The sequence below is a fragment of the Kineococcus aurantiacus genome, assembly GCF_013409345.1.
In the GTDB taxonomy this organism is placed as follows: Bacteria; Actinomycetota; Actinomycetes; order Actinomycetales; family Kineococcaceae; genus Kineococcus; species Kineococcus aurantiacus.
Map to the genome: position 1 here is coordinate 2,679,152 of NZ_JACCBB010000001.1, position 12,699 is coordinate 2,691,850.

14 protein-coding genes are annotated in these 12,699 nt (G+C 75.4%); 7 read left to right on the forward strand and 7 right to left on the reverse strand.

Translation table 11 applies throughout. The features are described 5' to 3' along the window. Together BJ968_RS12920 and BJ968_RS12925 are read right to left on the reverse strand one after the other, a co-directional pair. Nucleotides 1-594 carry a molybdenum cofactor biosysynthesis protein gene (locus BJ968_RS12920; RefSeq protein WP_425491496.1) on the reverse strand — a complete coding sequence of 198 codons (594 nt, stop codon included), beginning with the start codon at nt 592-594 and terminating at the stop codon, nt 1-3. Next, nucleotides 588-1,352, reverse strand: coding sequence for a fructosamine kinase family protein (locus BJ968_RS12925; RefSeq protein WP_343078000.1), 765 nt, complete (start codon nt 1,350-1,352; stop codon nt 588-590). The genes BJ968_RS12920 and BJ968_RS12925 overlap by 7 nt, the downstream gene beginning before the upstream one ends. 143 nt (nt 1,353-1,495) lie before the next feature. On the opposite strand from BJ968_RS12925, the gene BJ968_RS12930 reads away from it, so the two are divergent. Both BJ968_RS12930 and BJ968_RS12935 read left to right on the forward strand, forming a co-directional pair. Then, the gene (locus tag BJ968_RS12930; RefSeq protein ID WP_179752453.1) at nt 1,496-1,780 is read left to right on the forward strand and encodes a hypothetical protein; all 285 of its coding nucleotides are present in this window, start codon (nt 1,496-1,498) and stop codon (nt 1,778-1,780) included. Further along, the gene (locus tag BJ968_RS12935) at nt 1,777-3,333 is read left to right on the forward strand and encodes a hypothetical protein (protein ID WP_179752455.1); all 1,557 of its coding nucleotides are present in this window, start codon (nt 1,777-1,779) and stop codon (nt 3,331-3,333) included. The genes BJ968_RS12930 and BJ968_RS12935 overlap by 4 nt, the downstream gene beginning before the upstream one ends. Here BJ968_RS12935 and BJ968_RS12940 read toward each other — a convergent pair. Both BJ968_RS12940 and BJ968_RS12945 read right to left on the reverse strand, forming a co-directional pair. Beyond that, a complete protein-coding gene (locus BJ968_RS12940) occupies nt 3,297-3,851 on the reverse strand; it encodes an NADPH-dependent FMN reductase (protein WP_179752456.1) in 555 nt (184 codons plus the stop codon). The two genes, BJ968_RS12935 and BJ968_RS12940, sit on opposite strands and share 37 nt — an antisense overlap. Beyond that, entirely contained in the window at nt 3,851-4,324 is a 474-nt protein-coding gene (locus tag BJ968_RS12945) for a flavin reductase family protein (RefSeq protein WP_179756636.1), read from the reverse strand. Before BJ968_RS12945 ends, BJ968_RS12940 begins: the two co-directional genes overlap by 1 nt. Before the next feature lie 158 nt (nt 4,325-4,482). Here BJ968_RS12945 and hisC point away from each other — a divergent pair, with 158 nt between their 5' ends. The 5 genes from hisC to BJ968_RS12970 all read left to right on the forward strand — a co-directional run bounded on the left by hisC (nt 4,483) and on the right by BJ968_RS12970 (nt 10,417). Further along, nucleotides 4,483-5,586 carry a histidinol-phosphate transaminase gene (hisC, locus tag BJ968_RS12950; RefSeq protein WP_246314114.1) on the forward strand — a complete coding sequence of 368 codons (1,104 nt, stop codon included), beginning with the start codon at nt 4,483-4,485 and terminating at the stop codon, nt 5,584-5,586. Between the two features lie 142 nt (nt 5,587-5,728). Continuing rightward, nucleotides 5,729-6,889 (forward strand): pyruvate dehydrogenase (acetyl-transferring) E1 component subunit alpha, encoded by a 1,161-nt coding sequence (gene pdhA, locus BJ968_RS12955; RefSeq protein WP_425491497.1) that lies wholly within the window; start codon nt 5,729-5,731, stop codon nt 6,887-6,889. Further along, the gene (locus BJ968_RS12960) at nt 6,889-7,872 is read left to right on the forward strand and encodes an alpha-ketoacid dehydrogenase subunit beta (RefSeq protein WP_179752458.1); all 984 of its coding nucleotides are present in this window, start codon (nt 6,889-6,891) and stop codon (nt 7,870-7,872) included. Before pdhA ends, BJ968_RS12960 begins: the two co-directional genes overlap by 1 nt. Before the next feature lie 24 nt (nt 7,873-7,896). Continuing rightward, nucleotides 7,897-9,222: a dihydrolipoamide acetyltransferase family protein gene (locus BJ968_RS12965; protein ID WP_179752460.1), complete on the forward strand. Its 1,326-nt coding sequence runs from the start codon at nt 7,897-7,899 to the stop codon at nt 9,220-9,222. Nucleotides 9,223-9,322: 100 nt separating this feature from the next. Next, complete coding sequence (locus BJ968_RS12970; protein ID WP_179752462.1) at nt 9,323-10,417, forward strand: ScyD/ScyE family protein; 1,095 nt, start codon at nt 9,323-9,325, stop codon at nt 10,415-10,417. 80 nt (nt 10,418-10,497) lie between these two features. Here BJ968_RS12970 and BJ968_RS12975 read toward each other — a convergent pair whose 3' ends face one another. The 3 genes from BJ968_RS12975 to BJ968_RS12985 all read right to left on the reverse strand — a co-directional run bounded on the left by BJ968_RS12975 (nt 10,498) and on the right by BJ968_RS12985 (nt 12,590). Next, nucleotides 10,498-11,340 carry an HpcH/HpaI aldolase/citrate lyase family protein gene (locus tag BJ968_RS12975; RefSeq protein WP_179752464.1) on the reverse strand — a complete coding sequence of 281 codons (843 nt, stop codon included), beginning with the start codon at nt 11,338-11,340 and terminating at the stop codon, nt 10,498-10,500. A 255-nt stretch (nt 11,341-11,595) separates the two neighbouring features. Further along, nucleotides 11,596-12,111, reverse strand: coding sequence for a ferritin-like domain-containing protein (locus BJ968_RS12980; protein ID WP_179752466.1), 516 nt, complete (start codon nt 12,109-12,111; stop codon nt 11,596-11,598). Then, entirely contained in the window at nt 12,108-12,590 is a 483-nt protein-coding gene (locus BJ968_RS12985; protein ID WP_179752468.1) for a Fur family transcriptional regulator, read from the reverse strand. The genes BJ968_RS12980 and BJ968_RS12985 overlap by 4 nt, the downstream gene beginning before the upstream one ends. Nucleotides 12,591-12,699: the final 109 nt, after the last annotated feature.

Below are 12,699 nucleotides of genomic sequence, written 5' to 3' on the forward strand. Positions count from 1 at the left end.
TCAGGGCAGCGGCGCGCGGCGCAGGACGGGGTCGCCGGCCCGGGCGGGGTCGAGCTCGACGGGGGAGCGCAGCAGGCCCGGGCCGCGCGCGACCCGCCCGTCCGTCGTGGGGGTGCAGCGCAGGCCGCCGCGGCCGCGCAGGGCCCGGTGCGCGCCCTCGGCCACCACCCGGTCCATCCACGCGCAGGGGTTCGCCGGCCGCCCGCCGTGGAAGGTCACCGACCCGGCGGCCGTCACGAGGTCGAACTCGTGCCCGCGCAGCGGGTCCAGCTGCACCCCGCGCACGACGACGTTGCGCCGGGACAGCAGGGGGTCGGGCACGCCGGGCAGGTCCAGGTCCCGCGCGACGGCCTCCCACGCCTCGACCGCCAGGAACGTCACGGCCGCGTCCATGTGCGCGGCCTTGCCGAAGAAGCGGTCCCCGCGGATCCCCTTGCCCGCCACCACCTCCACGACGTCGGGCGTGTGGGTCACGACGTCCGCGGCCCCGTCGCGGGGGCGGCCGAAGTAGGCGTGCTCGGGGGAGACGAGCAGGTGCACCACCTCGACCGGGTACTCGAACACCACCGCACCCGTCACCTCCTGGTTCACCACGCCAGCACCTCCCGGGCCGCGCGCACGGCCTGACCGGCGTAGCCGCCGCCGAACAGCACGGTGTGGACCAGCAGCGGGTGCAGCTGGTGCAGCGGCACCCGCCGCCGCCAGCCCGGCGGCAGGTCCGCGGCCTCGGCGTACGCGGCGAGCACCCGGTCCAGGTGGGGCAGGCCGAACAGCGCCAGCATCGCCAGGTCGGTCTCGGGGTGGCCCCCGTGCGCCGCCGGGTCGATGAGCACCGCGCCGCGCGCCGACCACAGCACGTTGCCCGACCACAGGTCCCCGTGCAGCCGGGCGGGCGCCACGTCCGCGCCCGGGACGTCCCCGTCGACCAGCCGGGTGCAGACCTCCTCCAGCGCACGGGCGTCCTCGGCACCCAGCGCGTCCGCGTCCCGGGCCGCCCGCAGGTACGGGCGCAGGCGCAGCTCGGCGTAGAACGCGCCCCAGGGCAGCGCCCGGTCGCTCAGCGGCAGGTCCAGGACCGCGATCCACGCCGCCTCGGCCCCGGGCGGGCCCGCACCGAAGCGCGGGGCCCCGGCGGCGTGCGTGCGGGCCAGGGCCCGGCCGAAGTCCTCGGCCGCCGCGGCCGTCGGGGCCACCTCGGCGACCCGTTCCAGCAGCAGGTGGTCCTCGGCGACCTCCAGGACGGGGCAGACGGCGACCCCGCCGGCGGCGGCGAGCCAGGCGAGCCCGGCCGCCTCGGCGGCCAGGGCGGCCGGGGGCGCGGCGGGCTGGCGCTTGCGGAAGACGTCCGGCACCCGGCCATCCTCACCCACCGCGCCGCGCTGTCCACAGGACCGGCCGGGCACGGGTCGTCCACAGCCGGGGGACCGGTCCCCGGCCGCACCCCCGTCCCCGGCCTAGCGTCGCGCCCACCACCCCACCGACCAGGAGGCTCCCCATGGATCTCGGGCAGGACGCCGTCCGCGCGCTGGCGCGGCGCACCGCCGCGGCGGCCGACGACGTGCGCGCGACGAGACGGCCCCTCACCGCCACGGGCGAGGTCGCCTGGATGGGCCTGAGCGCCGCCCGGTTCCGCGACCGGCTCGGTGACGCCGACCGCCGCGTCGGCCTCCTCGCCGACACCTGCGACGACGCCGCCGCCCGCCTCGCCGAGCACGCCGCCGCGCTCACCGCCGAGCTCACCACCGAGCTCACCACCGCCGCCGGGGCGCGGACCGCGTGAGCACCCTGACGGTCGACTCCGGCCTCGCCGTCGACCCCGACCAGCTCGACGCCGCCGCCGCGCAGCTCGCCGCGGTCGCCGCGACCCTCACCGCCGCCGGGACCGCCGCGCTCGCCGCCGCCGCCGACCCCGTGCTGCCCCTGACCGCGGCGGCGGCCCCCGCCACCGCCGCCCGCGCCGTCGCCGCCCTCGCCCGCGTCGCCGTGGGGGCCGGGTCCGCGGCCGCCGTCGCCGCCGACGTGCTCGCCCTGGCCACCCGCGTCGAGCTCGCCGCCCTGCGCTACCGCGCGGGGGACCGGGCCGCCGACGCGGTCCTCGCCGTGGCCCGCCGCGCCGCCGCCGAGGCCGTCGCCGCCCCCGGGAGCGCCGGGGTCACGGGGATCGCCGGGGTCACGGGGGTGGTGGCGGTGGCGCTCGCCGCCGACACCGCCCACCGCGTCCAGGAGGCCACCCACCGCGTGCTGGTGGCCGCCGCCGGGCAGGTGGCCGCCGGTGGCCTGGACCTGGGCGCGCTGCGGCGCACGGCGACCGCGGAGTTCGGCGCGGTCGACGACCGCGTCCGCGACGACGTCACCGGTGTCGGCCTGCTCCTCGCCGCCCACCCGGAGGTCGCCGAGCAGCTGGTCGCCACCACCCCCGACCTGCTCGCCGCGGCCGGCCTGCCCGCGCCGGGCGGGGTCGCCGGCGTCGCCGGTGCCCTGACGTCCCTCGGCGCGGTGACCCCGCTGTTCCGGGAGACCGCCGTCCGGGTCACCCCGGTCCCCGTCGCCCGCGCCGTCCCCAGCCGCCCGCCGAACGGGCTGGCCGAGGTCCTCGACGGCGTCGTCCACCAGTCGACCGGGTACACCGCGGCGGCGGGCTCGGTGAACGGCCGGCTCGGTCCGGCGGGCACCCCCCGCCCCGGCGGGATCCGGCTCGAGCGCGTCACCCAGGCCGACGGGCGGGTGGCGTGGATCGCCGAGGTCCCCGGCACCCAGGACTGGACGCCGTTCCCGGGGGCGACGGGTACCCCCATGGACCTCACGACCAACCTGCGGGCCGTGGCCGGGCAGCCGACCGCCACCGGCGCGGCCGTGGTCTCGGCGCTGCGCCAGGCCGGGGTGGGCCCGGGCGAACCGGTCCTGCTGGCCGGGCACAGCCAGGGCGGGCTCACCGCCGCCGCCCTGGCCGCCGACCCGGCCGTCACGGCGGAGTTCCGCATCACGCACGTCCTGACCGCGGGCTCACCCGTCGACGGCACCGCCGTCCCCGCGGGCGTGCGGGTGGTGTCCCTGGAGCACACCGGGGACGTCGTCCCCGCCCTCGACGGGCGCGCCGCCCGCGGCTCGGCGGACCGCGCGGTCGTCGTGCGGGACGCCGGGCAGGACCCCGCCGACCCGCTGCGCGCCCACGGCTGGGACGCCTACCTGGACACCGCCGCCCTGGCCGACCGCTCGGACGACGCGGCGCTGCGGCGGTTCCGCGAGTCCGGGAGCGCCTTCTTCGACGCCCCCGGAGCGCGCGTGGACGTCTTCGACTACACCGCCGAGCGGGTGGCCGCGAGGGTGTCCTGACGGGCGGCCGCGGTCGCCCGCAGGGTCGCGCCCCAGCGCTCGACGTACGCCACGAGGGCCGGGGTGCTCGCCCCGTGCGCCTCGGCGTCCTTGTCGATGAGGTACAGGCCCGGGGCCGGGACGGCCGCGCCGAGCTCGGACAGGACCGGCTTGAGCAGCAGCTCGGGGGCCAGCGCGTGCGTGGGCGCGGCGCCCAGCATGAGCGGGACGGCCGTGACGCCGCGCAGCCCCTCACCGCCGGCGAACTGGTCCAGGAACAGCTTCAGCAGCCCCGAGTAGGTGGCCTTGAAGGTGGGGGAGGCCACGACGAGCAGGTCGGCCGAGGCGGCGTCCGCCACGGCCCGGCGCACGGTCTCGTCGCCCCAGCCGAGCAGGCCCGGCCCGAGGGTGGCCACGTCGATCACCTGGTCGACGACCTGGTCCGCGTCCCCGCCGGACAGGAGCCCGGCGGTGGTGACGGCGGCGGCCAGGGTGCGGGAGGCCGGCTTGGGGTTCCCGACGACGACGACGGTGCGCATCAGGCGTTCTTGGGGGTGAGGGTGCGGAAGCCGGAGGAGTGCCACACGAGGGGTTCGGTGTCCGGCGCGGTCCCGGAGGCGTGGACCTCCAGCAGCACCACGTCGTGGTCGCCGGCGGGGAACTCGGAGTGGATGGAGGTCTCGATCCACACCGGGGCGCCGTGGATGAAGTGCGCGCCCGAGGCGGTGGTGGTCGTCTCGATGCCGGCGAAGCGGTCGGCGGCCTTGGAGGCCAGCTGGCGCGCGGCGAGGTCGTGCGCCTCCCCGAGCACCGAGACGCCGATGCGCCCGGCCGTCTTCAGCTTGGGCCAGCTGGTGGAGGTGTGCTGCACGGCGAAGAGCACCAGCGGCGGGTCCAGGGAGATGCCGACCTGGAAGGAGGAGGCGACGAGGACGACGGGCTCCCCGTCGACGACGGCGGACAGGGCCGCGACGCCGGTCGGGAAGAGGGCGAAGGTCGTGCGCAGGGCCATCGGGTCGTCGGCGAACGGGACCAGGGCGGGTGTCTCGGACACGGTGGTTCCTTCCCTTCGGTGCTGGGCGGGCGGGTGGACAGAGTCAACCCCATGGGCCGGGGGGATGTTTCAGCGACGTGATCGAACTCATCGCGGCGGTCCGTACCCTGGCGCCCATGACCTCTGCGAGCTCCCCCCTGGTCCCGCGCCTGCGCGCCAACATGGCGAAGGTGCCGGCCTACGTCGCCGGCAAGCCGGCCGTGGCCCGGGACGGGCTGGAGGTCTTCAAGCTGTCGTCGAACGAGAACCCGTACCCGCCGCTGCCCAGCGTCGTCACGGCCATCACCCGCGCCGCCTCGCGCGTGAACCGCTACCCGGACCCGGCCGCGACGCAGATGGTGGCGACGATCGCGCGCCGGTGGGGCGTGGGGCCCGAGAACCTCGCCGCGGCCACGGGCAGCGTCCGGCTGCTGGCCCAGCTCGCGGAGATCACCTGCGCCCCCGGCGACGAGGTCGTCTACGCCTGGCGGTCCTTCGAGGCGTACCCGATCACCGCCGTGATCTCCGACGCGGTGGCGGTGGAGGTGCCCCTGACGGCCGACGCGCGCCACGACCTGCCGGCCATGCTCGCCGCGGTCACCGAGCGGACGCGGCTGGTGGTCCTGTGCTCGCCCAACAACCCGACGGGCCCGGCCCTGCGCCGCGGTGAGCTCGAGGACTTCCTGGCCGGCGTCCCGCGGGACGTCGTCGTCGTCCTCGACGAGGCCTACCGCGAGTTCGTCGACGACCCCGAGGTCCCCGACGGGGTCGACGTCTTCCGCGAGCACCCCAACGTCGTCGTGCTGCGGACCTTCTCCAAGGCCTACGGGCTCGCGGGGCTGCGCGTGGGGGTGGCCGTGGGCCACCCGGAGGTGGCGGGCACGCTGCGCCGGGCCTCCACGCCGTTCGGCGTCTCCTCCATCGCCCAGGCCGCCGTGGTCGCCTCGCTGCAGGAGGCCGCCGAGGCCGAGCTGCTGGACCGGGTCTCGGCCCTGGTCGCCGAGCGCCGCGCGCTGGTGGAGGGGCTGCGGGCCCAGGGCTGGCCGGTCCCGGACGCGCAGGGCAACTTCTTCTGGCTGCCCGTGGGGGACCGCGCGGTGGCGCTGGCCGAAGCGTTCGCGCGGGAGGGGCTCGTGGTGCGGGCCTTCGCCGGGGCGGGTGTGCGCGTCACGGTCGCCGAGAGCGCGGCGAACGCGCGCTTCCTCGACGTCGCCGCGACGCTGCTGCCCGAGTACGGCTGAGCCGAGCGGGTAGGAGGGGGTCGGGACCGGCGCGGCGGTTCGCAACCTACGGTCGCGTAACGTACGCTCGCGTCACCTACGGAACCGTAGGTTGGCGACGATCGTCGGAGTGACGCACCCGACCCCCCACGGAGGAGCTCACGTGACCGACACGGAGGTCGGCCCGGTCCGGGCCGGAGCAGCGCACGACGGACGCCCCGACGGCATGGTCCAGCTGCTGGACCAGCACGGGGTCCGGCACACCCACCCCGACCACGAGGTGGACCTCGAGCCCGAGGAGCTGCTCGGGCTCTACCGCGACATGGTGCTGATGCGCCGCTTCGACAGCGAGGCCGAAGCGCTCCAGCGCAAGGGCGAGCTCGGCCTGTGGGCCGGCTCCCGCGGCCAGGAGGCCGCGCAGGTCGGCGCCGGCCGGGCCCTGCGCCGGCAGGACCACGTCTTCCCCAGCTACCGCGACCACGGCGCGCTGCTGACCCGCGGCGTCGACCCCCTCCACATCCTCAGCATCTTCCGCGGCACCGACCACGGCGGCTGGGACCCCGTCGCCGCCGGCGTCCACCCCTACACCCTCGTCATCGCCGCGCAGATGCTGCCCGCCGTCGGCTACGGCATGGGCGTCCAGCGCGACGGCGCCGTGGGGACCGGCGACCCCGAGCGCGACACCGCCGTCATCGCCTGCTTCGGCGACGGCGCCACCTCCCAGGGCGAGGCGGCCGAGGCCCTGAACTGGGCGGCGGTCTTCAACGCCCCCGTCGTCTTCTTCTGCCAGAACAACCAGTGGGCGATCTCCGAGCCGGTCTCGCGCCAGTCGCCCGTCCCGCTGCACCGCCGCGCCGAGGGGGCCGGGATGCCCGGCGTCCTCGTCGACGGCAACGACGTCCTGGCCGTCCTGGCCGTCGTCCGCTCCGCGCTGGAGCGCGCCCGCAACGGCGGCGGCCCCACGTTCGTCGAGGCGTTCACCTTCCGGATGGGCGCGCACACGACGTCCGACGACCCCACCCGGTACCGCCTGGCCGCCGAGGTCGACGCCTGGCGCGAGAAGGACCCGCTGGACCGGTTCCGCACGTACCTGACCGCCGAGGGCGTCCTCGACGAGGACTTCGAGGCGCAGCTGGCCCACGAGAGCGAGGCGCTCGCCGAGCGCCTGCGCGCGGGCGTCCCGGCCCTGCCCGAGCCCGACCCGGTCTCGATGTTCGACCACGCCTACGCCGAACCGCACCCGCAGGTCCAGGCCGAGCGCGACGAGTTCCTCGCCGCCTGGGAGCAGCACGACCGTGACGTCCACGCTGGAGGGGTCCTCTGATGGAGCAGATGGCGATCGGCAAGGCGATCAACGCGGGCCTGCGCGCGGCGATGGAGCGCGATCCGCGCGTGCTGCTCGTGGGCGAGGACATCGGCGCCCTCGGCGGGGTGTTCCGCGTGACCGACGGCCTGCAGAAGGACTTCGGCGAGGACCGCGTCGTGGACACCCCGCTGGCCGAGGCCGGCATCGTGGGCACGGCCATCGGGATGGCGCTGCGCGGCCACCGGCCCGTGTGCGAGATCCAGTTCAACGGGTTCGTCTACCCGGCGTTCAACCAGATCACGACCCAGCTGGCGAAGCTGCGCGCGCGCTCGCGCGGGCGCCTGTCGCTGCCCGTGGTGATCCGCATCCCCAGCGGCGGCGGCATCGGCTCGGTGGAGCACCACTCCGAGAGCCCCGAGGTCCTGTTCGCGCACACCGCGGGGCTGCGGGTCGTGGCGCCCAGCACCCCGCACGACGCGTACTGGATGATCCAGCAGTCCATCGCCTCGGCCGACCCGGTGCTGTTCCTCGAACCCGAGCGCCGCTACTGGCAGAAGGGCGACGTCGACACCGACCTCGGCCCCGGCCAGGTCACCCCGCTGCACCGGGCGCGGGTCGTGCGCCCGGGCACCGACGCCACGCTCGTCGCCTACGGGCCGACGGCGAAGCTGGCCCTGGACGCGGCGGCCGTGGCCGCCGAGGACGGCACCGACCTGGAGGTGGTGGACCTGCGTTCCCTGTCCCCGCTGGACGTCGACACCGTCGCCGAGTCGGTGCGCCGCACCGGCCGGCTCGTCACCGTCTCCGAGGCGCCGACGTTCCACGGCCCCATGGCGGAGGTCGCCGCGCGGATCCAGGAGTCGTGCTTCTACTCCCTCGAGGCGCCCGTCAAGCGGGTCGGGGGTTTCCACCTGCCCTACCCGGCCGCCCGGGTGGAGGAGCACTACCTGCCGACGGTCGACCGCGTCCTGGACGCCGTCGAGCAGTCCCTGGCCGCCTGAGACCCAGAAACGAGAAGGACTCCGTTGAACCAGCGGTTCGCCCTGCCCGACGTCGGTGAAGGACTCACCGAGGCCGAGATCGTCTCCTGGAAGGTGAAACCCGGCGACACCGTCGCCGTGAACGACGTCCTCGTCGAGATCGAGACGGCCAAGTCGCTCGTGGAACTGCCCAGCCCCTGGGCCGGGACCGTCACCGAGCTCCTGGTGCCCGAGGGCGCCACGGTGGAGGTCGGGTCCCACATCGTCGTCGTCAGCGACGGTGCGGACGCCGGTGCGGACGCCGCGTCGGGAACCCCTGCGCCGCAGGGCGATCCCGCCGAGGCGTCCGGGTCCACCGAGGGGTCCGGGGCGACGCTCGTGGGGTACGGGACGCGGGAGGGCGCCCCGCGCCGCCGCCGCGGCGGTGCTCCCGCCCCGGCCCCCGCCCCGGCCCCCGCCCCGGCGCCGGCCGCCGCCGCCGCGCCGGCGACCTCCGCGGGCCGGGCGCACGTGCTGGCCAAACCCCCCGTGCGCAAGCTGGCCCGCGACCTCGGGGTCGACCTGGCCGAGGCGAAGGCCACCGGCCCGGGCGGTACCGTCAGCCGCGCCGACGTCCTGGCCCTGGTGCCGACGCCCCCGGCCGAACCGGAGCGGCGCTTCGAGAAGCACGAGCGCGAGCGGCACGTCCCCATCCGCGGGGTGCGCAAGGCGACGGCCGCGGCCATGGTGGAGAGCGCGTTCTCGGCCCCGCACGTCACCGTGTTCACGACGGTCGACGCGACCCGCACCATGAAGCTCGTCCAGCGGCTCAAGGCCGACCCCGAGTTCGCCGGGATCCGCGTCTCGCCGCTGCTGCTGGTCGCCAAGGCGCTGCTCGTCGCGGTCCGCCGCAACCCGGACATCAACTCGACGTGGGACGAGAAGAACCAGGTCATCGTCGTCAAGAACTACGTCAACCTGGGGATCGCCGTCGCGACCCCGCGGGGTCTGCTCGTCCCGAACGTCAAGGACGCCGACGAGATGTCGCTGAAGGAACTGGCGGTCCACCTCAACGACCTGGCGCTCACCGCCCGCGAGGGCAAGGCGAAACCCCGCGACCTGGCCGAGGGGACCATCACGATCACGAACGTCGGGACGTTCGGGATCGAGTCGGGAACGCCCATCCTCAACCCCGGTGAGGCGGCGATCCTGGCGGTCGGCAAGATCTCCCAGCGCCCCTGGGTGCACAAGGGCAAGGTCAAACCGCGCTTCCTGGCGACCCTCAGCCTCTCGATCGACCACCGGATGCTCGACGGCGAGAGCGGCTCGCGGGCCCTGGCGGACATCGCGGCCGTCCTGGAGGACCCCGCGCGCGCCCTCACCTGGAGCTGACGCGCACCCCTCGTCAGGGGGACTTCTCACAGCCCGCACGAAGGACTACGGTGCGGGCCCAGGAGAACCTGTGAGGTTCCCTTGACGAGGAGGTTGTGCAATGAAGCAACGACTCCGTTCCGCAGCAGTCCTTTTCGCCGCCGCCACCGCCTCCGTGGGCATCGCCACCCCGGCGCACGCGGCCGACCCCGTGACGGTCGTCGCCCGCGGTCTCGACCAGCCGTACGGGCTCACGTCCTGGAACGGCAACCTCTTCACGGCCGAGAGCTCCAGCGGTCAGATCACCGGGGGCCCGCCCGGGCGCGCCGAGGTCCCCCGGCTCGCGGGTCTGCCGCACCCGTCGGGGGTGGACCGCAAGCGGGAGAACTTCTACGTCGTCACCGCCGAGGCCGGCCCGGGGCAGTCGACCTACGCCACGTCGTCGCTGATCATCACGCAGCGCGGCAAACCCCGCCAGCGCGTCGACCTGCGCGCCTACGAGCTGGCGAACAACCCCGACGGGCAGCGGCAGTTCGGTGACGACGGCGCCCCGCTCGACGCGCTGAGCAACCCGTTCGCCGTGCTCACCGGCCGGGGGTTCGACAACCGCGTGTTCGTCGCCGACGGCGGTGCGAACGCCGTGCTCGTGGTCGACCAGAACCTGAAGGTCAGCACCTTCTTCGTGCCGCCCACCGTGAACACCGGTGCGTGCGCGGGGGCGGAGAACAACGACCCCGAGCACACCGGCTGCGACTCGGTGCCCACGGGGCTGGCCTGGGGCCCGGACGGCAACCTGTACGTCTCGGCCTTCACCGCCGGTGCGCCCGGTGAGGGGCGCGTCTACGTGCTCGACCCCTTCGACGGCGGGTTGCTGGGCACCCTCGGCGGGTTCACCGGGCCCACGGGGGTCGCCGTGGGACCGGACGGGTCGGTGTACGTCTCGGAGCTGACCGAGGGCGCCCCCCCGCTGGAGGGTCCTCCCGGTGAGGAGGCCCCGCCGCCGCCGGACTTCGACCCCTCCACGGTCGGGCAGATCGTGAAGGTCGAGCGGTCCGGGCGGCGGACGGCGGCGCAGGTCACGATGCCGGTGGGGATGACGTTCCTCGACGGGACGCTGTACTCCACGGCGTGGAGCGCGGCCGGTGACTTCCTGGGCCTGCCGGGCCGGGGGGAGATCGTCCGCGTCGACGCCTCCGCCTTCGTCCCCCTCCCCTGAGGGCCGCGGGTTCGGATCGTTGTGACAACGCTCGCAGTGATCGGCAGCGTTGTCACAACGATCCGTCCCCCCCGGGCGCCTCAGAGCGGCTGGATGCCGTAGGCGTCGGCGAGTTCCTGGATGCGGCGGGCGCGGCCCAGGCGCGGCAGGTCGGAGCCGTCGCGGACGACGCCGCCGCTGCGCTCGAAGTCGGAGATGAAGTCGCGCGCCCAGGTGGCGTCGGAGACGTTGGGGCTCATGACCTCGTTGATGACGTAGGCCTGCTCGGCGTCCAGGCACAGCTTGCCCATCATGCCCATGGCGACGCCGACGCCGGAGGCCTCGCGCAGCTCGGGGTGGCCGCCGCCGGTGGTGGGGCCGTCGATCGGCCCGGGCAGCTTGCCGATGGCGCTGGCCACGACGAGCTTGGTGCGGGGGTAGGCCATCGCCATGTCCTCGGCGCTGGCGCCGGTGTCGCGGCGGTAGTCCCCCGAACCGAAGGCGAGGCGGAAGGTGCCGCGGGCGCAGGCGATCTCGCGGGCGGCCTCGATGCCGAGCGCGGACTCGCAGAGGGCGACGACGGGCACGGAACCGCCGAGGGCGTGCCAGGTGGCCTCGACCTGCTCGCCGGCCTCGGTCTTGGCGAGCATGACGCCGAGCAGGTTCGGGACGCCCTTGAGGGCGTCGACGTCGTCGCGCCAGTGGGGCGTGGTGACGTCGTTGATGCGCACGAACGCCTGGCCCCCGGCGGCCAGCCACTCGATGGAGTCGGCGCGGGCGCCGTCCTTGCGGCTGGGGTCGACGGCGTCCTCGATGTCGAGCACCACCTGGTCGGCGCGGGAGCGGGCCGCGACGTCGAACAGGTCGGTCCGGGTGGCGTTCACCAGCAACCACGTGCGCGCGTAGCGCGGCTCGACGATGTGCACTGGGCGTTCAGTGGTCATGGGAGCTGACGGTAGCGCCGCCCTGAGGGGCCGGGACGCACGGAGACGGCCGACGTGGCAGGGGTCACGCCGCTGGTCGCCCGGGGCGTTCCCGGGCCGCTCCAGGGGAGTTCGGCGCGACGGGGGGAGAAGACGGGCTCACGGCGTCGCCGGGTGCGAAGAACGGCGGTTCTTCACGGCGGGCCGGGGGTGAACCGGTGCGCCGGACGCGCGAGGACCCCGCCCGGGAGCCGGGCGGGGTCCTCGCGGGTGGGGTCAGCGGCGGCGCGGGGCGCGGTTCTCCGAGCCGATCAGCCAGGCCTGCTTCTCCAGACCGAGGATGAAGCCGTGCAGCAGGTCGGCGGTCGAGGGGTCCTCGGCGTCGATGGGGTCGTGCACGCGGCGGATGGTGTCGACCGTGCGGCGGGTCATCGCCACGACGGCCTCGACGGCCGCCTTGGTGTCGATCTCGTCGGCGCCGAAGTCGCCGATGGTGTTGGTGGTGGCGACGGTCGCCGGGCGGGCGTCGGGGACGCCGCCGACGGCGCGCATGCGCTCGGCCGCCTCGTCGGCGTACCCGCGGGCGGCCTCGATGAGCTCGTCGAGCTGGAGGTGCAGGTCGCGGAAGTTGGCGCCCACGATGTTCCAGTGGGCCTGCTTGCCCTGCAGGTGGAGGGCGGTGAGGTCGACGAGGACCTCCTGCAGGCCGCTGTTCAGGCGCGAGCTGGCGTCGAACCCGGCGACCTTCTCCTGGGTGAGGCCGGTGGTGTTGACGTCGTCGAGAGTGGTCACGACTTCCTCCTGGGTTCCTCTTGGGTGGCGGTGGCGGTGGCGGTGGCGGTGGCCGCTGCGCACGTCGTGCACAGCCCCCACCAGGTGATGTCGGCGTGGTCGACGACCGGGAAGCCCGGGGTCGGGGCCGGGGTCAGGCAGGCGGCCGTCCCGACGGCGCAGGGCACGTCGACGACGGTCCCGCAGGTCCGGCAGACGGCGTGGTGGTGGTTGTCGTCCACCCGCGTCTCGTACCGCGGGGCGGAGCCGGCGGGCTGGATGCTGCGCAGGACACCGGTCCGCGTCAGGTCCTCCAGGACGTTGTAGAGGCTCTGCCGGGACATCCGCCGGCCGGTCCGCTCGAGCAGTTCGGCCAGCCCCGCCGCGGTCGCGTGCGGGTGGTCGTCCAGGGCCTGCAGGACCGACCGGCGCGGGGCGGTGCTGCGCAGGCCGGCGCGGCGCAGCAGCTCCTCCGTGGCGGTGGGGTCGGGCTGGCTCATGACTCCAGCGTACTCCTTCTTTGGACTACGTCAAAAGAAGGAGAGCCTTGGTTTCCCTAGGTGAGGCTCACCAGGCCGCTTCGGGCGCAACGGGTCCGGACGCGCGCAG

What these genes read in the sequence shown, in the direction of transcription:
- BJ968_RS12930 (WP_179752453.1), top strand. Translation starts at nt 1,496, where the DNA reads ATGGATCTCGGGCAGGACGCCGTCCGCGCGCTGGCGCGGCGCACCGCC.
- BJ968_RS12940 (WP_179752456.1), bottom strand. Translation starts at nt 3,851, where the DNA reads ATGCGCACCGTCGTCGTCGTCGGGAACCCCAAGCCGGCCTCCCGCACC.
- BJ968_RS12945 (WP_179756636.1), bottom strand. Translation starts at nt 4,324, where the DNA reads ATGGCCCTGCGCACGACCTTCGCCCTCTTCCCGACCGGCGTCGCGGCC.
- hisC (WP_246314114.1), top strand. Translation starts at nt 4,483, where the DNA reads ATGACCTCTGCGAGCTCCCCCCTGGTCCCGCGCCTGCGCGCCAACATG.
- BJ968_RS12960 (WP_179752458.1), top strand. Translation starts at nt 6,889, where the DNA reads ATGGAGCAGATGGCGATCGGCAAGGCGATCAACGCGGGCCTGCGCGCG.
- BJ968_RS12970 (WP_179752462.1), top strand. Translation starts at nt 9,323, where the DNA reads ATGAAGCAACGACTCCGTTCCGCAGCAGTCCTTTTCGCCGCCGCCACC.
- BJ968_RS12975 (WP_179752464.1), bottom strand. Translation starts at nt 11,340, where the DNA reads ATGACCACTGAACGCCCAGTGCACATCGTCGAGCCGCGCTACGCGCGC.
- BJ968_RS12985 (WP_179752468.1), bottom strand. Translation starts at nt 12,590, where the DNA reads ATGAGCCAGCCCGACCCCACCGCCACGGAGGAGCTGCTGCGCCGCGCC.